The sequence below is a fragment of the Exiguobacterium sp. s75 genome, assembly GCF_018617145.1.
Lineage (GTDB): Bacteria > Bacillota > Bacilli > Exiguobacteriales > Exiguobacteriaceae > Exiguobacterium > Exiguobacterium profundum.
In genome coordinates this window covers 1,035,603-1,059,516 of sequence record NZ_JACSJQ010000001.1, presented here as the reverse complement: position 1 = coordinate 1,059,516, position 23,914 = coordinate 1,035,603, and the positions used below count along the sequence as shown (strand labels likewise).

25 protein-coding genes are annotated in these 23,914 nt (G+C 48.1%); 21 read left to right on the top strand and 4 right to left on the bottom strand.

What is annotated here, in order from left to right; genetic code table 11:
- The first annotated feature begins 104 nt into the window (after positions 1-104).
- From dxs to spo0A, 5 genes are all read left to right on the top strand, one after another.
- Positions 105-1,997 carry a 1-deoxy-D-xylulose-5-phosphate synthase gene (dxs, locus tag KNO68_RS05485; RefSeq protein ID WP_215112390.1) on the top strand — a complete coding sequence of 631 codons (1,893 nt, stop codon included), beginning with the start codon at positions 105-107 and terminating at the stop codon, positions 1,995-1,997.
- Between the two features lie 6 nt (positions 1,998-2,003).
- Positions 2,004-2,819, top strand: a complete 816-nt coding sequence (locus KNO68_RS05480; protein WP_012726568.1) for a TlyA family RNA methyltransferase — start codon at positions 2,004-2,006, stop codon at positions 2,817-2,819.
- 155 nt (positions 2,820-2,974) lie between these two features.
- Positions 2,975-3,424: a transcriptional regulator AhrC/ArgR gene (gene ahrC, locus KNO68_RS05475; protein ID WP_012726567.1), complete on the top strand. Its 450-nt coding sequence runs from the start codon at positions 2,975-2,977 to the stop codon at positions 3,422-3,424.
- A gap of 13 nt (positions 3,425-3,437) precedes the next feature.
- Positions 3,438-5,135, top strand: a complete 1,698-nt coding sequence (gene recN, locus KNO68_RS05470) for a DNA repair protein RecN (protein ID WP_078147102.1) — start codon at positions 3,438-3,440, stop codon at positions 5,133-5,135.
- Positions 5,136-5,867, top strand: coding sequence for a sporulation transcription factor Spo0A (gene spo0A, locus KNO68_RS05465; RefSeq protein WP_074036711.1), 732 nt, complete (start codon positions 5,136-5,138; stop codon positions 5,865-5,867).
- 657 nt (positions 5,868-6,524) lie between these two features.
- Here spo0A and KNO68_RS05460 read toward each other — a convergent pair.
- The gene (locus KNO68_RS05460; protein ID WP_031423346.1) at positions 6,525-6,773 is read right to left on the bottom strand and encodes a DUF2627 domain-containing protein; all 249 of its coding nucleotides are present in this window, start codon (positions 6,771-6,773) and stop codon (positions 6,525-6,527) included.
- Positions 6,774-6,906: 133 nt separating this feature from the next.
- Between KNO68_RS05460 and KNO68_RS05455 the strand changes: the two genes are divergently transcribed.
- The 8 genes from KNO68_RS05455 (at position 6,907) to KNO68_RS05420 (ending at position 16,524) form a co-directional block, all read left to right on the top strand.
- Positions 6,907-8,544 (top strand): sigma 54-interacting transcriptional regulator, encoded by a 1,638-nt coding sequence (locus KNO68_RS05455; protein ID WP_078147100.1) that lies wholly within the window; start codon positions 6,907-6,909, stop codon positions 8,542-8,544.
- A gap of 121 nt (positions 8,545-8,665) precedes the next feature.
- A complete protein-coding gene (yqiS, locus tag KNO68_RS05450) occupies positions 8,666-9,562 on the top strand; it encodes a phosphate butyryltransferase (RefSeq protein ID WP_215112197.1) in 897 nt (298 codons plus the stop codon).
- A 25-nt stretch (positions 9,563-9,587) separates the two neighbouring features.
- On the top strand, positions 9,588-10,709 hold the full coding sequence (locus tag KNO68_RS05445; RefSeq protein WP_012726561.1) for a Glu/Leu/Phe/Val family dehydrogenase: 1,122 nt from the start codon (positions 9,588-9,590) through the stop codon (positions 10,707-10,709).
- Position 10,710: 1 nt separating this feature from the next.
- Positions 10,711-11,802 (top strand): butyrate kinase, encoded by a 1,092-nt coding sequence (gene buk, locus KNO68_RS05440; protein ID WP_215112196.1) that lies wholly within the window; start codon positions 10,711-10,713, stop codon positions 11,800-11,802.
- Positions 11,786-13,195 carry a dihydrolipoyl dehydrogenase gene (lpdA, locus tag KNO68_RS05435; protein ID WP_215112195.1) on the top strand — a complete coding sequence of 470 codons (1,410 nt, stop codon included), beginning with the start codon at positions 11,786-11,788 and terminating at the stop codon, positions 13,193-13,195. Before buk ends, lpdA begins: the two co-directional genes overlap by 17 nt.
- A gap of 12 nt (positions 13,196-13,207) precedes the next feature.
- Positions 13,208-14,215 carry a thiamine pyrophosphate-dependent dehydrogenase E1 component subunit alpha gene (locus KNO68_RS05430; RefSeq protein ID WP_370148335.1) on the top strand — a complete coding sequence of 336 codons (1,008 nt, stop codon included), beginning with the start codon at positions 13,208-13,210 and terminating at the stop codon, positions 14,213-14,215.
- Positions 14,215-15,192, top strand: a complete 978-nt coding sequence (locus KNO68_RS05425; RefSeq protein ID WP_078147095.1) for an alpha-ketoacid dehydrogenase subunit beta — start codon at positions 14,215-14,217, stop codon at positions 15,190-15,192. Before KNO68_RS05430 ends, KNO68_RS05425 begins: the two co-directional genes overlap by 1 nt.
- Positions 15,193-15,204: 12 nt before the next feature.
- Positions 15,205-16,524 (top strand): dihydrolipoamide acetyltransferase family protein, encoded by a 1,320-nt coding sequence (locus KNO68_RS05420; protein ID WP_251024853.1) that lies wholly within the window; start codon positions 15,205-15,207, stop codon positions 16,522-16,524.
- Between the two features lie 40 nt (positions 16,525-16,564).
- Here the strand turns inward: KNO68_RS05420 and KNO68_RS05415 are convergent, their stop codons facing one another.
- The 3 genes from KNO68_RS05415 to KNO68_RS05405 all read right to left on the bottom strand — a co-directional run bounded on the left by KNO68_RS05415 (position 16,565) and on the right by KNO68_RS05405 (position 18,067).
- Positions 16,565-16,780: a hypothetical protein gene (locus tag KNO68_RS05415; RefSeq protein ID WP_078147092.1), complete on the bottom strand. Its 216-nt coding sequence runs from the start codon at positions 16,778-16,780 to the stop codon at positions 16,565-16,567.
- Between the two features lie 20 nt (positions 16,781-16,800).
- Positions 16,801-17,175, bottom strand: a complete 375-nt coding sequence (locus KNO68_RS05410; protein WP_215112194.1) for a hypothetical protein — start codon at positions 17,173-17,175, stop codon at positions 16,801-16,803.
- A gap of 118 nt (positions 17,176-17,293) precedes the next feature.
- Entirely contained in the window at positions 17,294-18,067 is a 774-nt protein-coding gene (locus KNO68_RS05405) for a sporulation protein (protein WP_031423357.1), read from the bottom strand.
- Between the two features lie 99 nt (positions 18,068-18,166).
- Here KNO68_RS05405 and KNO68_RS05400 point away from each other — a divergent pair, with 99 nt between their 5' ends.
- The 8 genes from KNO68_RS05400 (at position 18,167) to KNO68_RS05365 (ending at position 23,908) form a co-directional block, all read left to right on the top strand.
- The gene (locus tag KNO68_RS05400; RefSeq protein ID WP_215112388.1) at positions 18,167-19,351 is read left to right on the top strand and encodes a class I SAM-dependent methyltransferase; all 1,185 of its coding nucleotides are present in this window, start codon (positions 18,167-18,169) and stop codon (positions 19,349-19,351) included.
- A 35-nt stretch (positions 19,352-19,386) separates the two neighbouring features.
- Entirely contained in the window at positions 19,387-19,815 is a 429-nt protein-coding gene (locus KNO68_RS05395) for a BrxA/BrxB family bacilliredoxin (protein ID WP_215112193.1), read from the top strand.
- A 56-nt stretch (positions 19,816-19,871) separates the two neighbouring features.
- A complete protein-coding gene (locus KNO68_RS05390) occupies positions 19,872-20,213 on the top strand; it encodes a DUF952 domain-containing protein (RefSeq protein ID WP_074036735.1) in 342 nt (113 codons plus the stop codon).
- Positions 20,214-20,394: 181 nt separating this feature from the next.
- Complete coding sequence (locus tag KNO68_RS05385) at positions 20,395-21,186, top strand: transporter substrate-binding domain-containing protein (RefSeq protein WP_215112192.1); 792 nt, start codon at positions 20,395-20,397, stop codon at positions 21,184-21,186.
- A gap of 60 nt (positions 21,187-21,246) precedes the next feature.
- Entirely contained in the window at positions 21,247-21,906 is a 660-nt protein-coding gene (locus KNO68_RS05380) for an amino acid ABC transporter permease (RefSeq protein WP_012726548.1), read from the top strand.
- The gene (locus KNO68_RS05375) at positions 21,903-22,625 is read left to right on the top strand and encodes an amino acid ABC transporter ATP-binding protein (protein WP_031423364.1); all 723 of its coding nucleotides are present in this window, start codon (positions 21,903-21,905) and stop codon (positions 22,623-22,625) included. Before KNO68_RS05380 ends, KNO68_RS05375 begins: the two co-directional genes overlap by 4 nt.
- Before the next feature lie 30 nt (positions 22,626-22,655).
- Entirely contained in the window at positions 22,656-23,330 is a 675-nt protein-coding gene (locus tag KNO68_RS05370; RefSeq protein ID WP_078147088.1) for a metal-dependent hydrolase, read from the top strand.
- 2 nt (positions 23,331-23,332) lie between these two features.
- A complete protein-coding gene (locus KNO68_RS05365; protein WP_214872566.1) occupies positions 23,333-23,908 on the top strand; it encodes an HD domain-containing protein in 576 nt (191 codons plus the stop codon).
- The last annotated feature ends 6 nt before the right edge of the window (positions 23,909-23,914 follow it).

Below are 23,914 nucleotides of genomic sequence, written 5' to 3'. Positions count from 1 at the left end.
ACATCGTGTCACCTTTGTTTTGGGGAATGTGTGGCATATGCCGTCACATTCTTGTAAAATGTAAGGTACGAATCAGTAAAATGTGAGGAGAAAGGATGGTCATTATGGACTTGACATCCATTCAAGACCCGTCGTTCCTGAAACGGATGTCTGTATCAGAGCTCGAATCGCTCGGTTCAGACATTAGACGATTCTTGATTGAAAAATTGGCAGTGACGGGAGGGCATTTGGCGCCAAACTTGGGAGTTGTAGAGTTGACGCTTGCCTTGCACCGTGTATTTGACAGTCCGAAAGACCAACTCGTATGGGACGTCGGTCATCAAGCATACGTTCATAAAATTTTGACAGGACGTACGAACCAGTTTGATACTCTCCGACAATACAATGGGTTATGTGGTTTCCCGAAACGTTGTGAGAGCGAGCATGATGTGTGGGAAACAGGGCACAGTTCGACTTCTCTCTCTGCAGCCATGGGGATTGCGATTGCGAATGAATTGAAAGGGCGCGCCAACGATCGTGCCATCGCCATCATCGGTGACGGTGCTTTGACTGGGGGGATGGCACTTGAAGCCCTCAATCACATCGGTGCCGAGAAACAGAACGTGATTGTCATTCTAAATGATAACGAGATGTCGATTGCGCCGAACGTAGGAGCGATGCATAATATGCTTGGTCGTATCCGGGCATCGCGCAAGTTGAAGCATGCTCGAGAAGAAATGGAGTCACTCATCAAACACATCCCGCTCGTCGGGAGTTCACTTGAACGGAGCGGGGAACGGATGAAGGACCTCTTAAAATCTGCTCTCATTCCGGGAACGTTCTTTGAAGAACTTGGCTTCACTTACTTTGGGCCGACAGATGGGCATGATTTGAAAGACTTGCTCGAAACGCTTGAGTACGCGAAGAAAATCGACGGTCCGGTTCTCGTCCACGTCATTACGAAAAAAGGGAAGGGATATCGTCCGGCCGAATTGGACGGTGTCGGAACATGGCACGGTCTTGGACCTTATAAAATTGAATCTGGTGAAGTCATCAAAGGCAAACCGAAAGGACCAAGCTATTCGAAAGTCGTCGCGGAGACGATCACGAAAGTGGCTGAGTCAGACGAACGGGTGACGTTGATCACACCAGCGATGAGTGTCGGTTCGAAACTCGATTGCTTTACGAAGAAATTCCCGGAGCGTATGTTTGATGTCGGAATTGCCGAGCAACATGCGGTCACCCTCGCTGGGGGACAGGCGACGCAAGGGTTGAAACCGGTCGTCTCGATTTATTCGACCTTCTTCCAACGCGCGTATGATCAACTAGTCCATGACATTTGTCGTCAAAACTTGAACGTCGTGTTCACGATTGACCGATCTGGACTTGTCGGAGCGGATGGAGAGACGCACCAAGGTGTGTTCGATATCGCCTTCATGCGTCACGTGCCAAACATTCGAATCTTGATGGCAAAAGATGAAGAAGAATTACAACAACTCGTTTATTCTGCACTCCGTTACGATGGTGGACCGATTGCGATTCGTTTCCCGCGTGGCGAAGGGATCGGTGTTCCGATGAGTGAGACGCTTCAAGTAATTTCACTCGATGATTGGGAAGTCGAGGCAGAAGGGACAGATGTCGCTATCTTGACGTTCGGTCCTCAAGTGCAAGACGCCCTCGAAGTCCGAGCACTATTAGAAGGTAAGCTCAGTGTGCGCGTCATTAACTGTCGTAGCATCAAGCCGCTCGATGATGCGATGCTGACTTCACTTTATGCAGAGGGGATTCCGCTCGTGACATTAGAAGAGGCTGCTCTCGCCGGTGGCTTTGGAAGTAGCGTGCTTGAACACGCGAATGAAGCCGGAGCGTTTCCACGGATTCAACGTCTCGGTATTCCGGATCGATATATCGAGCATGGCGGTGTCAACCAGCTCCTAGAAGAGATTGGACTGCGACCTGCCCAAATGGCGGAATCGATTGAACGGTTCGTCATGGAGACAAATCGACAGAATGTGTGAGGGATTATGGAAAAAAGAAAGAAAACTAGATTAGATGTATTGCTCGTCGAACGTGGACTTGCTGAAACACGGGAAAAGGCAAAACGGTCGGTCATGGCCGGTCTCGTCTATAGTGGGACAGAACGTCTAGACAAGGCGGGCGATAAAGTGTTTGATGATATCCCTCTCGAAGTGAAGGGTCAAGTTCTTCCTTATGTTGGACGTGGCGGCTTGAAACTCGAGAAAGCGCTCGACGTCTTCCCGCTCGATGTCTTTGGACGAGTCGGAATCGACATCGGCTCATCGACGGGTGGGTTCACGGACTGTGCGCTTCAAAACGGCGCGACTCAAATGTACGCGGTCGATGTCGGCTATAATCAGCTTGCCTGGAAACTACGGAGCGATGATCGCGTCGTCGTCATGGAGCGGATGAACTTCCGCCACGCGACGGCCGATCAGTTCCCGATTCAACCAGATTTCGCAACGATTGACGTCTCCTTTATCTCGCTTCGTCTGATGGTGCCGCCGCTGAAACAAATCTTGAAGCAAGACGGTGTCGTCATGGCGCTCGTCAAACCTCAATTTGAAGCAGGGAAGGCCGATGTCGGGAAAAAAGGAATTGTTCGGGACCGTAACGTCCATGAACGAGTCGCAAGCGATATGGTCCGATACTTCGCATCGGAAGGCTTCTTTGTCGAAGCGCTGGATTACTCTCCGATCACTGGAGGGGATGGGAACATCGAGTTTCTTCTCTTCGCTCGGTATACGGGAGTAGGTGGCGTCTCGCCATCGCTACAAGTCGAAGAGGTCGTAAATGCGGCCCATGCCAAACTGAAGGGATAAAATGATGCTACAGACCTCGTTGTCTGTAGCTTTTTCCTTTACTCGTCTACTAGATGGGGAATGGTGGAAATCCCACCTGGAATGCTAGACCTTTTTTCGACAATACTTTAGAATGATAATGTGTATGTGAAACGAAAAATGAGGTGTCAGCGCTTATGAACAAAGGACAGCGATTGATTAAAATTCGAGACATCGTGACGAATCGAGAAATCGAGACGCAAGATGAGTTGGTGGATGAGCTACGTCGCTCGGGGTACCCAGTCACACAGGCAACCGTGTCTCGGGATATTAAAGAGTTACATCTGGTCAAAGTCCCATTGAACGATGGACGATATAAGTATAGTCTGCCTGCCGATCAACGCTTTAATCCATACGGGAAAATGAAGCGAATCCTTAGTGACAGCTTCGTCTCGGTCGATTCTGCACAAAATTTGGTCGTCATGAAAGTGCTCCCGGGAAATGCTGATGCAATCGGCGTCTTGATTGATCATCTATCATGGGATGAATTGATTGGGACGGTGTGTGGAGATGATACGATTTTAATGATTGCACGCGACGAAGAGAAGGCGAAGCAAATCATCGATCGACTACTCGGAATGTTATGAGGTGAACGTACGTATGTTAGCAGAACTATCAATCAAACAGTTTGCGATTATTGACGAATTAAACATTCCGTTTAATCGAGGTATGACTGTGCTCACGGGTGAGACAGGTGCCGGTAAATCGATCTTGTTGGATGCGATTGGATTGCTTGTTGGAGGACGTGGCTCAAGTGAGTTCGTGCGATATGGTCAAGATAAAGCTGAAATCGAAGGTCTGTTCATGATTGAACCGGATCACCCGGTCATCGAAGCGGCCGAACAATATGGCATCGATGTTGAAGATGGGACAGTCATCTTACGTCGAGACCTACATAGTAGCGGGAAGAGCGTCTGTCGTGTGAACGGGAAAATGATGCCGCTCTCGACGTTACGGGAGTTCGGACGGCTCCTGGTCGATATTCACGGTCAACATGAACATCAACATTTAATGGATGCGGAATTTCACCTTGGCATATTAGACCATTTCGCCGAAAAAGAAATCAGTCCGTTAGTCGAGGAATATCAAACGGCATTTGCGGCCTGGAAACAAGTCGCCGATGAATTGAAGCGTCTTAGTCAAAGTGAGCAGGAGCTTGCTCAACGAATGGATCTTTTGTCGTTTCAAACGAAAGAAATCGAAGCGGCTGAATTAAAAGTTGGGGAAGAACAGGCGTTGACAGAAGAACGGGATGAATTGGCCAACTTTGAACGCATTCATCAACACATTCGTCTCTCCTATGAGGCGGTTGCCGAGGAGTCAAATGGACTCGATCAAATCGGAGTGGCGATGCGCGAGATGGAAGAGGCGTCACAGCTCTCTTCGTCTTTGACATCTGTATCGGAGACAATCTCTAACGCTTATTATTTGTTGGAGGATGCAAAGTTTCAACTCCGGGACCAGTTAGATTCGCTCGAATTTGACCCGATTCGATTGGATGAGATTGAGTCACGATTGGCTCTTTTCCAGCAATTGAAACGAAAGTATGGGACGACCATCGAAGAAGTCATCACCTACGGCGAACAAGTGTCGGATGAATTGAAGTCGATGACGAACCGTGAAGAGCATTTACAAACGCTCTCAGATGAACTCATTCGATTAGAGCAAATTGCAAGAGAAGCTGGCATGAGACTGTCTTCAGCGCGTAAGATGGCTGCGGAGTCGCTTCAGCATGCGATTCATCGAGAGTTGAAAGAACTATATATGGAAAAAACAGCGTTCGAGGTCCGTTTTAAAACTACATCGCTTAAACAAGATGGTTTAGATGACGTAGAGTTTTACATGATGACGAACGTTGGAGAACCGTTCAAACCGCTCGCAAAAGTCGCTTCAGGAGGAGAACTTTCCCGTGTCATGCTCGCACTCAAATCAATCTTTTCAAGAACGGTTGGAGTGGCCTCCATTATTTTTGACGAGGTCGACACAGGGGTCTCTGGACGTGTCGCGCAGGCGATGGGTGAAAAGATCTTCCGACTTTCTGTCGGCTCTCAAGTCCTCTGTATCACGCACTTGGCACAAGTTGCTGCGATGGCAGACCAACATCTTTACATTACGAAAACCGAAACGAATGAACGGACGAAAACAAATGTGACGTCCCTCGACCGTGAAAGTCGAATCGACGAATTGGGTCGCATGATTGCTGGCGCTCAAATGACAGACTTGACGAAGCAACACGTCGAAGAATTACTTGAGATGTCACAACAAGTAAAACAGAAGTTCATCAAAGGAGTGTCATAAGTGATTACATTATGTATTGCGGACGACAATCGAGAAATCGTCGATTTGTTGAGCCGACAATTAGAATCTGAGCCTGATCTTCGTGTCGTAGGTACGGCACACGATGGAGAAACATGCTTGGATGTCGTCAAGACACACCAACCGGATGTACTCTTACTCGATATTATCATGCCGCATTTGGATGGAATCGGAGTATTGCAACGCCTAAATGAAGAATTAGGTGATGACAAACCGGAAGTGATCATGTTGAGCGCGTTTGGAAAAGATGAAGTGACGAAACAGGCCGTGCAACTCGGGGCCTCTTATTTTCTCGTCAAACCGTTCAATATTCAACAGTTATTAACGAAAATTCGTGAATTGTCAGAAGGAACAAATCGAGAATTCGACGGAATGACGCCAGAAGAAATTGAAATCTCACTCCTGCTTCAGCAACTCGGAATCTCTCCGCGAATCAAAGGGTTCAAGTATATCCGTCAAGCTGTCATTTACGTGCGAGAACGCCAAGATTTGCTCGGTCTCATCACGAAAGAATTATATCCGATGGTCGCAAAAGAGCATGAGACGACATCTTCTCGTGTAGAACGAGCAATGCGTCATGCAATCAAGACGGCATGGGAGAACGGCATGCGCGATCATGAGATGTTCGAAGGGCGACCGGAGCGTGAGCGAAGCCCGAAAAACTCGGAGTTTATCTCGTACTTCGTCACGTATGTATCGTTTAAGAATAATTGAATCATTTCATGAGGACTAAGTCGTGATGGGACTTAGTCTTTTTTAATGAAACAATTACTTTAAGATTTATTTACTTTATGAAAGAAAGCGCTTGCAAAATGGTGGGCCTTTGTTATAATAAAGATGTACCAAGTTACTTGGACAAGCGTCAGATGAACGCTTTTCAAACTTGTTCCGGAGCAACGTTTGAAGAAACCAAATCATCTCGGTTCGCTATCCGATTATAGCTCAGAGGTGGGAACGACACCTCAAGTCGTTAATGTCCCGACGTGAGGTCGCGACAGTCGCTCATTCGCGAGGCGATTCTATCATCAACTCGAAGCTAGGGGTTGATATAGGAAAAAACAATCGTTCAGTTAACCAAAAGGAGTGTTGTCAACCGTTGAACAGTTTATGGCAAGCGTTCGACTTCACGATGGATGGTTCGACATGATCCGATAAGTAAATCAGTTAGTAACTCGAATGGTAAGATTCCGTTCACGCAAGACGGCAGTTACTAAAGTTCTTTCATACTTCTTCATTAAGAAGACGTTGGATTTCATGTCAAAGTAAGTAACGTAGTTTGAAAGGAGATCATCCGTAGTGATCACAATTCAATATGAATAAAAGGTTCCGCACTTGAAATGAAGTCAAGTTAGGGAACCTTTTTTTGTGTGCTTATGAGTCGAGGCGTTGTACTTTTCCTGTTTTTTTGTCGCGGTTAAAAATATAGCCGGCTACAAATCCGATCCCGCCCATGGCGAGCAGAAGCCCAAAGGTCCCCTGCAACATGGAGGCGGCAGCGAGTGAATCGAACCATGAAAACGGTGCGCTCGTCTTCAAAAAGAAGCTATCACGTAGCAATTTGATTCCGTAAACACCTAATAACCCAGGGACGATTAAGATTAGAAGCGCGATAAAACGCATGCAATCTCCTCCTTTACCATACATTATTTTAACAGAAATCGATCTGTTCGACACGGTCTATTTTGGGCAGCTTGCGAATCAGGTGCGGATTCAGTAGCATGAAATAGAGAAGAATGATGATGGGGGAATATGTATGAATAAACGATTGATGATTGTGGGGGCAGGAAAAGGGGGGACCGAAGTCCTTCATATGCTGATGGATTCGCCGCTTGCAACGATTGTAGCGGTCGTAGATTCTGATACATCTGCAGAAGGAATAGCCCTTGCTAAAAGTTATGGCATATCTGTGGCGGACGATTGGAAACAGTATGCGGATGCGACACTAGATTTTGTCATCGAAACGACGGGGAAACATCAAACGTTTGAACAATTAAAGGATCATTTCAAGGATGCGGTCGTCTTACCAGGGGAATTTATTCGGATTGTGGTCGAACGATTGAAACAGAATCAACAAATGCTCGAGGCCATCATTGAATGTACGAGTGAGGCCATATCGGTCGCAGATCATCACGGTAACACGATTTTGATCAATCCGTCTTATACACGGTTGACCGGATTCAAAAAAGAAGATGTGGTCGACAAACCAGCGACGGCAGATATCGGAATGCAGGAAAGCGTCCATTTGAAAGTACTATCGACCGGGCAAGGCGTTCGAGACATTCGGATGCAAATTGGGGCGACGAGACGAGATATTCTTGTGAATGCAGAACCGATCATCGTTGAAGGAAAGTTGCGAGGCTCGGTTGGGGTCATCCGTGACGTATCTCAGATTCGTGCCCTACGTGATGAATTGCAGGAGGCAAAAACACGCATCCGGAATCTAGAAGCCAAATATCAGTTTGCCGATATCATTGCGACGAGTGACGCCATGCGATTTGTCATCGAGCAGGCGAAACTTGCCGCTGTGACCCCAGTGACGGTATTGATTCGCGGAGAATCGGGAACAGGAAAAGAACTGTTCGCCCATGCCATTCACGGAGAATCTCCTCGAAAATATAAAAAGTTCATTCGCGTGAACTGTGCGGCGATTTCACCTACCCTTCTTGAAAGTGAGCTATTCGGTTATGAAGATGGAGCCTTCAGTGGAGCTAAACGAGGCGGGAAAACCGGATATTTCGAAGAAGCGGATGGCGGATCACTCTTTCTAGACGAAATCGGAGAGCTCCCTCTTGATGTCCAAGTGAAGCTCTTACGTGTCCTCCAGGAAAATGAAATTGTCCGTGTCGGAGGGACGACGGCAATCCCAATCGATGTCCGAATCATTGCCGCAACGAATGCCGATCTCGAACAAAAAGTAGCAGACGGAACATTCCGGGAAGATTTGTATTACCGAATCAATCGGATGCCGATCCATATCCCACCATTACGTGAGCGATTAAATGAACTCGAGGCACTATGTGAACGGATAATCCGTAAACTGAATCAAGAATACGGTCGTAGTGTACGTGGCGTTGACGAAGATGCCTTAACATTACTGAAGAGCCAGCATTGGAAAGGGAATGTGCGAGAACTGGAGAATGTGATTGGTCGTGCGATGATTTATATGGCAAGCTCCGAACAGTGGATTGCCCCACATCATTTGCAGTTATCCAATCGTTCCACGAGTCAAAAAGTGGTCGAATCTGGAACGTTTCACGAGGCCGTTGCAAAATATGAACGCGATTTGATTGAACGAGCAATTGAAGAGGCAAGTGGCAACAAATCAGAAGCAGCCCGCCGATTGAAGATTTCGATTCGAACATTATACAACAAGCTCGACACCACGCAATAATTTGCAGGAAAATTTATGCACGGTAAGCATTAATTTGCATGGTCATCCGCATTATAAAACGCTTACAATTTAGGAAACAAACTTGCTTATGATATAGTGTAGAGAGCAAGGGGGGACAATGATGAATTTTGAACGGATGCTGACGAACGCAAAAGAGTTAGAAGGCTGTACCGTGTCCATTGCGGGGGCAGCGGACGAAGAAGTCATCCGGGCCGTAAAACTCGCTACGGATCATGGACTGTCACGCTTCATTTTGTTCGGTGAAGCTCGAGACATCCGAAAGTTATGTGAACAGCATGGAATCGATAAGTTAGCCGTCGATATTTTACATGCGAAAGGTGACGTTGAGATTGCGCGACGTGCCGCATTAGCTGTGAAAAATAAAGAGGCGGACGTCCTCATGAAGGGGATGGTGTCGACATCGACATTTATGAAAGCCGTCCTTAATCGTGAAGCTGGACTCCGTACGAAGCGGACGCTCAGCCACATCGCACTATTCCAAATTCCGAATCGTGAAAAGTTGATTGGAGTGACGGATGCGGCGATTCATATCGCACCGACACTCGAAGAGAAGGTCGAAATTATTCACAATGCGGTAGAAGCGATGCATGACATCGGTTACGAATCGCCGAAAGTCGCAGCCATTGGAGCAGTCGAGGTAGTCAATCCACAAATGAATGCGACTCTCGATGCGGCACTACTTAGCCAAATGAATCGACGTGGACAAATCAAGGGCTGTGTCGTAGATGGACCTCTCGCGCTCGACAACGCTGTCGACATGGTCGCAGCAAAGCAAAAAGGAATCAACAGTGAAGTTGCCGGTCAAGCCGATTTATTAGTCGTACCTTACATAGAGGTCGGCAACGTCCTTTATAAATCAATCATGTATTTCGCAGAGGCGAGCGTAGCGGCGATTGTCGTCGGCGCATCTGCCCCTGTTGTATTGACAAGTCGTGCCGATACTGCCGAAGCGAAGCTATATTCGCTCGCGTTCGCTTTGTTACATGCTAAACATTAATCGTACTTAACAGGAGGAATTAATCATGATGGAAACAAACACTGAGCCACGCTTCCGTATTTTTGATGTCTTACAATCTGAGGACTATGAGCAAATCGTATTTTGCCAAGACCAAGCGTCTGGACTAAAGGCGATCATCGCCATCCATGACACGACGCTCGGGCCAGCTCTCGGTGGACTACGTATGTGGAACTATGAATCAGAACAAGAGGCACTCACGGATGTGTTGCGTCTCGCAAAAGGAATGACATATAAAAATGCTGCAGCGGGTCTCAACCTTGGGGGCGGGAAGGCCGTCATCATCGGAAATGCGAAGACAGATAAATCAGAGGCGCTCTTCCGTGCATTCGGACGATATGTTCAATCTCTTAGTGGTCGTTACATCACGGCTGAAGATGTAAATACAACAGTTGCCGACATGGACTTCATTCACATGGAAACGGATTACGTCACGGGCGTCAGTCCTGCATTCGGTTCAAGTGGTAACCCTTCACCGGTCACGGCATATGGTGTGTATCGTGGAATGAAAGCTGCTGCGAAATGGAAATTTGGGACAGACTCGCTCGCAGGGAAAACCGTTGCTGTACAAGGTGTTGGAAACGTTGCCTACAACCTGTGCCGTCACCTCCACGAAGAGGGTGCTCATTTGATTGTGACTGACATTAACGAGGAAGCACTCAAACGTGCCGAAGCAGACTTTGGTGCGACGGTCGTCAAACCGGATGAGATTTACGCGGTCGAATGTGACATTTTCGCTCCATGTGCCCTCGGTGCCGTCATCAACGACAAAACAATTCCACAATTGAAAGCACAAATCGTCGCAGGTGCTGCCAACAACCAATTGGCAGAAGATCGTCACGGAGACGTGCTCGACGAAAATGGAATTCTATACGCACCAGACTTCGTCATTAATGCAGGTGGTGTCATCAACGTCGCAGACGAACTTGAAGGCTACAACCGTGAACGGGCAATGAAGAAAGTCGAACTCATCTATGACAACATGATGCGCGTCTTTGAAATCGCAGAACGTGATGGTGTACCAACGCATGTAGCGGCCGATAAGATGGCGGAAGAGCGGATTCACATGATGTCGCGTTCACGCAGCCAGTTCCTTAAAGTTGAAAAAAGCATTCTAGGGAGACGCTAAGATGACAAAACGGCTAATTCTTGCAATCAACCCAGGGTCGACCTCGACGAAAGTTGGATTGTTTGCTGGGAAGGAAGAAGTGATGACACGCACGGTCCGACATGCGATCGATGTGACGGGTCTCACACTTCCAGAGCAGTTGCCTCATCGTGAGCAAGAAGTACGTGCCTTGTTAGAAGAGACGGGCATCGCGGTCAATGATTTGACCGCGATCGTCGGTCGTGGTGGCTTGCTTGCACCAATGACGTCAGGAACGTATACAGTCAACGATCTCATGCGTGAAGATTTGACGAGCGGACGTTTCGGGATGCATGCATCGAATCTCGGTGGTCTGATCGCTTCGAAAATCGGTGGGGCTGAAGGGATTCCTAGTTTCATAGTGGATCCGGTCGTCGTCGATGAGATGGACGAGTTGGCCCGTAAGACCGGCATGCCAGAAATCAATCGTCGTAGCATTTTCCATGCCCTCAATCAAAAGGCTGTCGCGAAACGATTCGCGGCCGAAAATGGAAGCGATTACAATGAGCTGAATCTTATCGTTGCGCATCTTGGTGGGGGAATCACAGTCGGTGCCCATGCGGCAGGTCGAGTCATCGACGTGAATAATGGTCTTGACGGAGATGGACCGCTCGCGCCGGAGCGGGCAGGCTCGATTCCTGTTGGACAGGTAGTAGAACTATGTTATAGTACCAGGTATAAAGAATCGGAAATGAAAAAGAAAATTGTCGGTCAGGGCGGCCTGTTTGCTCATCTCGGTACATTCGATGCCATTGAGATTGAGCAGCGGGTCGAATCAGGTGATGATGAGGCGAGGCTGTTGTATGAGACGATGGCTTATCGTGTCGCTCAAGAGATTTCAAAACACGGCGCGACATTATGCGGTCGTGTGGATGCCATCTTACTGACGGGCGGGATTGCATATTCCGAGTGGCTGACTGAAAAAATCAAGGAGCGTGTCACTTATCTCGCGCCGGTACACGTATATCCGGGTGAAGATGAGCTTAAAGCGTTGGCTGAAGGTGCACTTCGCGTCATCGAGAAAGAAGAGACCGCACGAGTTTATGAGGGGGATACACATGGCACGAGAATTTGATGTTGTCGTCATCGGTGGAGGACCAGGAGGATATGTGGCTGCAATCAAGGCGGCCCAGGCTGATAAATCTGTCGCAATCGTCGAGGCGAGAAAGTTAGGCGGCACCTGCTTACATAGAGGTTGCATCCCGACGAAGGCACTTTTAAAAGCTGCACATGTCTATCAAACGGCGAAGCAAAGTACGACGTATGGCGTGGAGACGGGAGATGTGACGTTCAATATGGAACGGGCTCAAACATATAAACGTGATCTTGTGGCTGGTCTTGAAAAGGGAATCGAGCATTTGATGAAACAAGGGAAAATCGAAGTGTTTCGCGGAAAAGCCTCGATCCTTGGACCAAGCATCTTCTCACCTCAACCAGGGACTGTATCCGTTGAAGATGAAAGCGGTGAATCAGAACTGATTTTGCCGAATCAATTGATTATCGCGACAGGGTCGATTCCTCGTGAACTTCCTGGATTGCCGTTCGATCACAAGCGGATTTTGAATTCAGACGACCTCCTCAATTTTGAAACACTTCCTGAATCGATTGCGATTGTCGGTGGAGGGGTCATTGGAGTCGAATGGGCGTCCATGCTCGTCGATTTAGATGTGAACGTGACATTGATCGAAGTAGGAGATCGATTACTCCCACTCGAGGACAAGGCAGTCTCCCGTGAAGTGGAGCGTCTTTTAAAAAAGCGCGGAGTCCGTGTGAAGAAGAGCGTGACGGTCGACGCTGAACGAACATTGATTCACGAAAATGCAGTGGAGATTGCTGTCGGGGAAGAGATGTTACAAGTAGACTGTGTCCTCGTCTCGGTTGGCCGAGTTGCCAATACGGAAGACTTAGGTCTTCAAAACACGTCAATCGTCGTAGAGAACGGCATCATTCAAGTCGATAGCCAGTATCGGACGAAGGAACGTCATATCTTCGCAATCGGGGATTGCATCGGGAAGTTGCAACTCGCCCACGTCGCGTCGGCAGAAGGTGTGAAAGCGGTCGAAACGATTCTTGGTCTTGAGCCGACACCGCTCGATTACGCGCTCATTCCACGCTGTGTATACAGTGTCCCTGAAGTCGCTTCGGTCGGTTTGACAGAAGAAGCGGCAAAAGAGGCTGGACATGACGTCAAGACAGGAACGTACCGTTTCAATGGGCTCGGAAAAGCAAGAATTGAAGGACAAGCCGACGGATTCGTCAAACTCGTTTCGGACAAAGAAACAGACGACCTTCTCGGTGTTCATATCGTCGGACCGAAAGCGACCGAACTCATCACAGAAGGTGGACTCGCGCTCGTCTTGAACGCGACGGCTTGGGAGATGGGACAACTTGTGCACCCGCATCCTGCACTGAGCGAAGCCTTCCAAGAAGCGGCTCTTGCCGTCGATGGATTACCGATTCACGCCTAAGGAGGAACAAGGATGGAACAAATGACTGTAAACTCATATGAAGAGCTTGGTTTAACAAAACAAGATTTATTGGCGATGTACGAAACGATGGTTCGTGCCCGTAAAATTGATGAACGGATGTGGAAGTTGAACCGCGCCGGGAAAATCCCATTCGTCGTCTCATGTCAAGGACAAGAAGCGGCGCAAGTTGGTGCGGCGTTCGCCCTCGAGAAAGGGATTGATTATGTCCTACCTTACTATCGTGATGTGGCGGTCGTCCTTCACTTTGGTCAAACGTCAAGAGACTTGATGCTATCGGCATTCGCGAAAGCGGAAGATCCGAACTCAGGTGGTCGTCAGATGCCTGGTCACTTCGGATCGAAAGAACATCGCATCGTGACGGGTTCGTCTCCGGTCACGACACAAGTCCCTCATGCAGTCGGGATCGCACTTGCGGCGAAGATGAAAAAAGAAGAACTCGTCACGTTCGTTTCGTTCGGAGAAGGGTCTTCGAACCAAGGAGACTTCCATGAAGGCGCAAACTTTGCAGGTGTCCATAAGTTGCCGGTCATCTTGTTCTGTGAGAACAACAAGTATGCAATCTCGGTTCCACTTACAAAACAGTTGGCATGCGAGCGCGTGTCAGATCGAGCGAAAGGATATGGCATGCCAGGTGTGACAGTCGACGGGACAGACCCGATCGCTGTCTATGCGGTCGTGAAGGAAGCGCGTGAACGTGCACTTCGCGGAGAAGGACCGACGCTAATCGAAGCAGAAGTTGAACGTCTCGTGCCACACTCATCAGATGATGATGACAAAGCATACCGTTCAGCAGAAGAATTGGCAGGGTTAAAAGAGCGGGACGGCATTCAATTGTTCCGTCAACGACTTGTGAACGACGGAATCGCAACGGCGGATACACTTGCTGAAATCGATGCACAAATCGATGCTGAAGTGAATGAAGCGACGACATATGCGGACAAAGCACCGTATGCATCGCCTGAATCTGCACTGGATTACGTCTATGAGGAGGAAAAATGATGAAAACGTTTATCGAAGCGATCAATGAAGCGATTCATGAGGAAATGGAGCGCGACGAAAACGTCTTCGTCGTCGGGGAAGATGTCGGCGTTCGTGGTGGTGTATTCCGTGCCACACAAGGGTTGATTGAAAAATATGGAGAGGATCGTGTCATCGACGCACCGCTCGCTGAGAGTGCGATTGCCGGAGTCGGAGTCGGGGCTGCCATGTACGGCATGCGACCGATCGCAGAAATGCAATTCGCAGACTTTATCATGCCAGCAGTGAACCAAATCGTTTCAGAAGCGGCAAAAATTCGATACCGTTCAAACAACGATTGGACATGTCCGATGGTCATCCGTGCTCCTTTCGGTGGGGGTATTCACGGGGCTCTCTATCACTCGCAATCAGTCGAGGCGATGTTCAGTTCGACGCCAGGTCTTAAAGTCGTCATTCCATCTGACCCTGTCGATGCGAAGGGATTGTTGAAAGCAGCAATCCGTTCGAACGACCCTGTTCTTTTCTTTGAACATAAGCGTGCCTATCGTCTTTTGAAGGCGGAATTGCCGACGGACGAATACACGGTTGAAATTGGTAAGGCCGCTGTCAAACGGGAAGGTGACGATATCACGATCATCACGTACGGTCTTTGCGTGCATATGGCACAAGAGGCTGCGAAAACGCTCGAAGAAGAAGGAATCAGCACGCACATCCTCGATCTTCGTACCGTCTACCCGCTCGACCAAGAAGCGATCATCGAATCGGTCAAGAAGACGGGTAAAGTGTTACTCGTGACGGAGGACAACAAAGAAGGAAGCATCATCGGAGAAGTGGCGGCGATTATCGCGGAGAAGGCGCTTTTCGAACTCGATGCGCCGATTGAGCGTTTGGCTGGCCCCGATGTGCCGGCAATGCCGTATGCACCACCTATGGAAAAATTCTTTATCGTATCCCCAGAAAAAATTGCCGAGCGGGCGCGTCAGCTCGCAGCGTTTTAAGGAGGCATCTCCATGGAACAAACGATTACCATGCCCCAACTTGGGGAAAGTGTGACAGAAGGCACGATCACGACCTATCTCGTCAAACCGGGAGACCGTGTGGAAGAATATGAACCACTCGCGGAAGTCATGACGGACAAAGTGACGGCAGAGATTCCGGCGACTAGCGCAGGAGTCGTCAAAGAGTTTCTCATTCCAGAAGGGGAGACCGTCAGCGTCGGGACACCGGTATTGACGATGGAAGTCGAGAGCGCGGAGGAAGCGGCAGTTGAGACGAAGACAGAACCGATTGCAGAAACGCCACCTGCAGAATCCGTCTCTAAGCAAGCTGTCGCCACTGCACCGAAAAAACGAAGTGGAAACGGTCGATACTCTCCTGCTGTCATCCGACTCGCCAACGAGAATGATATCGATTTGAATGAACTGAGCGGAAGCGGTCTAGGCGGTCGGATCACGCGGAAAGATATTCTTCGTTACTTATCAGAAGGACGTCCGGCATCGACTTCTGAGCAAGCGACACAAGCGCCTGTCCAAGAGACGATGGTACAGACGAAGTTGGACGTTCCGACTGAGGCACCACGTCCTGTCGTTGAACCGTCACAACCGGTCGCATCATCATCGACTTCATCTGGCCGTTATGAATCGATTCCGACAGCCGGGGTACGTCAAGCGATTGCGAACAATATGGTTCGCTCGAAACACGAGGCTCCACACGCATGGCTCATGATTGAAGTGGATGTGACGAACCTCGTTGAAGCCCGTGCGAAATTGAAAGACGAGTTCATGAAACGGGAAGGTGTCAAATTGACGTTCATGCCGTTCTTCATGAAGGCAGCCATCGAAGCATTGAAGAAGTATCCGATGATGAACTCGGAGTGGGCAGGAGATCACATCAAAGTTCACCAAGACATCCATCTCTCGGTAGCCGTCGCGGCAAACGACGCCCTTTACGTACCGGTCATTCGCCAAGCGGATGAGAAGAATATTAAAGGACTAGCCGTTTCCCTTCAAGACGTGGCAACGCGAGCGCGTGAGAACCGCTTGAAGGCTGAAGAGATGCGTGGTGGGACATTCACCATCAACAACACAGGTGCGTTTGGTTCGATTCAATCGGCACCAATCTTGAATTACCCACAAGCGGCAATCCTATCGGTCGAGTCGATTGTGAAGCGTCCGGTCTGGATAAACGGGATGTTCGCGGCACGCGATATGGTCAACCTTTGTATGTCTGTCGACCATCGTGTCCTTGACGGTCTCGTCGCAGGTCAGTTCTTACAAGCGATCAAGCACTCACTCGAGTCGATTGACCCAAACACATATACCGTATATTGATTAAAAAATGGAGGCGCTCCCAGTGGGGTGCCTCCATTTCTTATGAGTTATAGCCAAGGAATACCGTGAAGACGAAGCTTGCGGCTGAGATCAGTAAGAGAAGAAACGACAAGGACATGCCTATTGTGACGAGTCCTTTGGAGAGTCGTGGTTTGGATTTATATAGTGCGAACGCAAACATGAGACTGAATAGGCCGAGTGTCGTGAATAGTGTGAGTGGAATTGCTCGGTCGTAAAGAAATTGAAGTAGATCCAATGTAGAATCATCCTTTCTAATCATGCACCTTCGAATCGTCTTTGATGGACACGGTACGTCAATCTGCTGACTACGACGAACACGAGAAGGAACATCCAGTATATAAAAATATAGTTTAATGAAAATGCAGAAACCCCATCACGTCTGACCGAAGAAATCCAAAGCAAAAGGAGTGAGGTAGGGAAATGAATCAATAGTACAAGATAGGGCATGAACTTCATGAATGATAAGGCGTTTGTCGACGGATTGCGCATGAGACACATGGCAATCAAACCAATCAGCACCTCGAGTCCACCAAGCGTGAAATAGGCGAGTGAATCAGAAAGACTGGTCTCTAGAATCGGTAAGGCAAGCGTTGCAAGACCAAGGCTCCCAATCATTATTAAAGCAAACAAGATGTAGTCACCTCCAGAAAAGGGTTTATTCCATATGTTCATTGTAAAAAAATGGATGCTTAAATTCAATACCTCAGAAAAACACGCCATTCATAGAAATGGCGTGTCAGTGATTTCCTCAAATCGATTGTTCAATCATCGATTCGATGTCGCGACGAACTTCAGCTACTGATAAACGTGCAGCGTCATAGCGTACACGATGAGTCGACTCGTCCGTTCCCGTCAAGTCAGCAAAGAGACTTCCGAGGTCGTGGACACTGCGGTCGACTTGAATGAGCAATTCGATGGCATCCTCGTCTTGTAGAATCACAACTTCTACCTCGTCTAACTGGCGACCGAATCGCGAACCGTTCGCTGAATACTCGAGTTCTTGGGCAATCGGAAGACGTCCCGAACGATGACGTGCCGGGAGCATCTCCGTGTCGGCTTTCTTCAAACGGAATCCGAGCTCGTCCATCGCATCTAATATGACTTGTTGAGCTGCATTCGGTTGTACGGTGATCGCATCTTCATCTTTTGGATCGACGGCTTGGGCGATATCAAGGCCCGTTTCAATCCATGATTTTGATTGGCTCACAGAGAGTGGCGTATTGAACGGGACGTTGACTGTGAACGGAATTTCTTTCACTTCTCCAGGACCAATCATAAACGGTGCTTCATTCAATAAGATTTTTTCGATGGTGAACGTCGAGTATGTCGACTTATCGTTCACCTCATGTTTATACAACGTATTGAAGAAGAGATAGATACTGTCGACGGATTGTTCGACCGAACCACCTTCGATATGGACGACTCCAGTGAGTTCTCCACCCGGTGTACAGTGGCTTTCATTCAAACGTGTGTCGACTTTTGCGGCACCGATTCCGATTGATGATAAAATCTTTTTAAACATATGTGTATCCTCCTTTGACGTAACGTCGTCTTCGTGTAATAGTATGTACGGACAGGTGAAACGATATGTTTCAAAATTTCTAAAAAAGGATTGAATCCATTGGAATATAAAGCGTTACAAGAGCGTCTCGCAGACGTCTTACAATCAAATCATCTCGTGTCGGCGACCATCAGTCAACCCCGTCAAAAATCTAGCGATCTCAGACGGGTCAAATTGAAACCGGTCATGCTACGAAATGCGTATCATATCCAGTTCGAGTATCAGTATGAGCGGGTGATGAACCATAAAAACTTGACACCAGATGAGGCTGTCACGGAAGTGAATGAGCTTCTCGAAACGTTCCGACAAGGACAGTTTCAGTTAAAAGATTCCGACCTCCAGTTCCAATTATCGAAAAAGTTCAAAGTGACATTGAAAGAAAAGCAGACGGCTCAAAAAGAAGTTCAACTGAGCCACAATCGGGAAAAACAGTACGTGCTTCCACTCGACGAGCCAGTTCCGTTTCTCATTCGACTCGGCATTCAGTCAACGGACGGAAAAGTGAAGCGTCAAAAGTATGACAAGTTCAAACAAATCAATCGTTTCCTCGAGTTCATTGAGGATTCACTGAAATACTTGCCGGCAGACCGTACCGTTCGAATCTTGGATTTCGGATCAGGGAAGTCGTATTTGACGTTCGCGCTCTATCATTTCCTTCATGAGATGAAAGGATATGACGTCCATATCACAGGGCTCGATTTGAAGAAAGAGGTCATTGAAGAGTGTGCATCGATTGCGAAAGATCTTGGATATGAACGGCTCGAATTTTTAGTCGGAGACATTAATGAATATGAAGGGGAAACAGCTGTTGATATGGTCGTGACCCTTCATGCATGTGATGTGGCGACAGACATGGCGTTGGCACGTGCCGTCCGCTGGGGCGCGAAAGTCATCTTGAGCGTTCCGTGTTGTCAAAAGGAATTGAATCGTCAAATTCAAGCGTCGAATTTAGACGTGATGCTCCAACATGGCTTGATCAAAGAACGGTTCGCCTCACTCGCGACCGATTCCATTCGGGCTGAACTGCTCGGACTTGTCGGGTATGATACCCAGCTGCTCGAATTCATCGACCTCGAGCATACGCCGAAAAATATCATGATTCGTGCCTACTTGACGAACCGTCAGGCGAGCGCAGAGACGAAGGCACGTTACCTTGCTTTCAAACAGATGTTAGGGGCAGACCCGTTCTTAGAACGTGAATTGAGCGATAGACTTGTCCTCGAGGTGGAACAAGACGTAAAATAAGGGAGTACAGACGAAATGTCGAAAGGGGAAACAACATGGATTTTCAATTATATTTTCAAGATGTAGTCGAACAAGCGCGTAACGAAGTACGTGCTGCAGGATACACAGAGCTCACGACACCGGAAGAAGTAGACGGAGCACTGAAAAAAGAAGGGAAGACACTCGTCCTCGTCAACTCGGTTTGTGGGTGTGCAGGCGGGATTGCTCGTCCAGCTGCCGCATACGTCAACAAGATCGAAGGTGTGAAGCCTGACCATTTCGTGACCGTGTTTGCTGGTCAAGACCGTGAAGCGACAGATCGTGCACGTGAGTATTTTGAAGGATATGCACCGTCTTCACCGTCAATCGCACTTCTTGAGGATGGCAACATCGTGACGATGGTAGAGCGTAGTGAAATCGAGTCATCGACTGCTGAAGAGCTCGTCGACCAATTGCAAACATTGTTCGACATCTACTTCGCATAATCAAGCATCGGCGCAAAGGCACTGCCTTTGCGTTTTTGTGAAAAGGGGCAGGGTATATGGAACCAGTCATCAAAATCATGACGGAGGCAGAATATATGATTGCCCTGTCACGCGGTGAAATCAATGAACCGTCACTTCAATCTGAAGGGACAATCAAATGTTGTACGCCGCAACAGATTGGAAAGGTCGTCAAAAAGTCGTATTCGGGTGAAGCGGTCGTTCTCGTATCGTTACACGTCAACCGACTTGGTCAGCTGCTACATTATGAATTGGATGAGGATGGAGAACGTTATCCACATGTGTATAGTGCCATCCCGATGACTTCGGTCAAACAGGTGCAACCGTATGGGTCACGCGACAATGGAACGGTCACATATTTCGCTTTCGAGCGAATGTGACCTTCTTTTTTATATAATTTGCATGAATATACTTTACAAGTAATAATTATGTGTATATAGTGGTTGAAGACACAAGTCGGACAACTGATGTGTCATAGAACAGTTGAGCTACGTTCACACATATGTCATAATTTTTTTAATGTTCTGATAATTATCATTCAACTATGAAAGGGAGATGAAGATGAAAAAAGGTTTTCTAGCATTATGTTTAGCAGGACTGGCCGCGTTCTCAGTCGCGTGTGGGGCAGACGTGAACGAAGGAGGATCGACATCGACCGATGGTGAGGATGACAAAGTCATCGTCATGGGTACAAGTGCCGATTACTTCCCATATGAGTTCGTCGATACAGCGAATGGCGACGAGATTGTCGGATTTGATATCGATATCGCCAAAAAAGTGGCAGAGAACATGGGATATGAATTGAAAATTGAAGATATGGATTTCGGAAGCTTACTTGGAGCCCTCAATGCAGGTCGAGTCGACTTCGTAATGGCGGGGATGACTCCGACAGAAGAGCGTAAAGAAAATGCCGATTTCTCAGATATTTATTTCACAGCGGTGAACTTTATCTTGTCAAAAGATGATTCGCTTCAATCACTTGAAGACTTGAAGGGGAAAAAGATCGGAGTCCAGCTCGGTTCGATTCAAGAAGGGATTGCACAAGATCAAATCACAGATGCTGAGATCGTCTCGTTGAACAAGATTCCTGAGATCATTCAAGAAATCAAGACAGGACGTATTGACGCGATGGTCATCGAAGATACGGTCGCGAAAAAATACCTCGAGCAAGATAGTGAATTGACGACATTTGAAATTGTGGACGAAGAAGAAGCAGGTTCTGCTGCTGCCTTCCGTAAAGATGATGAACTCCGCGATCAATTCAACGAAGAGTTGAAGAAGATGATCGACAGTGGAGAAATCGAAGAGTTAGCACAGAAATGGTTTGAAGAAGAGGCTGCGCCAGCCGAATAATGAATCGTACGAGGCTGACTGAAGATGAATCGGTCAGCCCTTTTTTAGGAGGAACTCACTATGGATTTTAGCCGGATTTATGATTCGATCCCTTATATACTTGAGGGGATTCCAGTCATGTTCCAAGTGGTGATCGTCTCGGCATTGATTGGGATCTCACTTGGGATTGTTGTCGCTACATTAAAAATTGTCCCGAATCGTCTGATTAACTTTATCGGACATGCTTATACGGCGGTGTTCCGTGGGACACCACTCATTTTGCAACTCGCCATCATCCACTTCGGATTGCCGCAACTGACGGGATACATCACGACACCGTACCAGTCAGCGGTCATCGCATTCTCGCTCAACTCGGGGGCGTATATTTCAGAGATTATTCGAGCGGGTATCCAAGCAGTAGATAAAGGACAGTGGGAGGCTTCGGATGCTCTTGGTGTCCCATATGTCAAACAGTTACGTTCCATCATCTTGCCACAGGCGTTCAAGAACATCTTGCCTGCTCTTGTGAACGAGATGATCACATTAACGAAAGAGTCTGCACTCGTCTCGACGGTTGGGGTGCTCGATATCATGCGTCGTGCGCAAATCGTCGGTGGGCAGAAGGCAATCTACTTCGAACCGCTTCTATTCGCCGGTGTGATATACTTTACGATAGTGATGATCTTGACGTATCTTGGACAACGTCTAGAAAAACGGTTAAGAAAGAGTGATGGAAGATGATCGAAGTAAAAGACCTACACAAACAATTTGGTGACTTAGAAGTTTTAAAAGGAATCACGACGACGATCGAACGTGGTGAAGTGGTTGCTGTCATCGGACCGTCCGGGTCTGGTAAATCGACTTTTCTACGCTGCTTGAACATGCTTGAGATTCCAACGAGCGGGACGGTCAGTGTCGACGGATTCGAGCTCACGAAAAAAGGGGCGAACGTCGCGAAGGCGCGTCAAAACATTGGGATGGTATTCCAACAGTTCAACTTGTTCCCTCATATGAGCGTATTGGACAATTTGACGTATGCACCAATCAACGTCTTAAAAGTCAGCAAGGCGGAAGCGCTGGAACGTGCGAAGAAATTACTCGAACGTGTCGGCCTTTCTGAAAAAATCGATGCCTATCCGAGCCAACTCTCGGGTGGACAAAAACAGCGTGTCGCCATCGCGCGTGCCTTGGCGATGGAACCGAACGTCATGTTGTTCGATGAACCGACATCGGCACTTGACCCTGAGATGGTCAATGAAGTACTCGACGTTATGAAAGGGTTGGCTGAGACTGGGATGACGATGGTCGTCGTCACACACGAAATGGGCTTCGCCCGTGAAGTGGCAGACCGCGTCCTCTTCCTGGATGAAGGGATTCTCATGGAAGAAGGAAAACCGGCTGACCTGTTGTTGAATCCGCAAACCGACCGGGCGAAACGTTTCTTGGAGAAAGTGTTGTAATCTGAACTTACGAAGGAAGGATGAATACACGTGAAAATCACCTATTATGGACATGCGACTGTAGGATTTGAGATTGATGGCGTAAACGTGTTGATCGATCCATTTTTGACGAGTAACCCTCATACGGAAATAGACCCTTCTACACTACGTCCGGACTATTTGTTGCTCACACATGCTCATTTCGATCATATCGAGGATGTCGAATTGATTGCGAAATCGTCGGGTGCGACGATTGTGGCGACACATGAACTCGCATCGTATTACGAGAAAAAAGGCTTCTCTGTTCACGGGATGAACATCGGGGGAGGTCATGCCTTTCCGTTCGGGCGTGTCACGATGACCCAAGCGTTCCACAGTTCGAGCTTTGACATGGGGGATACACCGGTCTATATGGGGATGCCTGCCGGATTCATCATCGAGACGAACGAACTGACGCTCTACCACGCTGGAGACACGAGTCTCTTCTCCGATATGAAGATGTACGGTGAACGGTTTGAAATCGATGTCGCGTTCCTTCCAATCGGAGACAACTTCACGATGGGGCCAACAGACGCATTAGATGCGGCGCAGTGGCTTCAAGCGAAACGTGTCGTTCCGATCCACTTTGATACGTTCCCGCCGATTAAACAAGATGCTCAGGCGTTTTGTGACCAATTGCACCGTCGAGGTCTCTTGATTGAACCGAATACGACGATCGAGATTTAAGCATGGACGTGATTCAAGCGACGCGAGAGTTCATCGGAACGATTCATGCAAATGACGCGTCGGGTCATGACGTCGCCCACATTACGCGTGTCGTCCGACTAGTGGAACGTTTAATGGAGGATGAACCGGTCAATCGGACGGTTCTCCTCCTCTCGGCATATTTACACGACGTGGAAGATCATAAGCTCGGTCGTCCGAACGGTCTCGTCAAACAGCATCTGTCCTCAATTGACATCACTGAAGAGCAAGTGGAATTGGTGATGGCGGTGATTGATGAGGTCTCCTTCTCAAAAGACAAGACCCCGACGACCCGGGAAAGCGAAATCTTGCAAGACGCCGACCGTCTTGATGCGATGGGGGCCATCGGGATTGCGCGAACGTTCCAGTTCGCGGGTTCTCGCAAAACTCCGCTCGATTTGTCGGAAGAGAGTGCCATTCAACATTTTCATGACAAGCTGTTGAAGCTGGCGTCGATGATGCATACCTCAAAAGCAAAACAACTAGCGATGTCACGTCATGCTTTCATGCAGCAGTTTCTAGAACAGTTTCATGAAGAATGGGATGGGGTGGACATATAAAAGGAC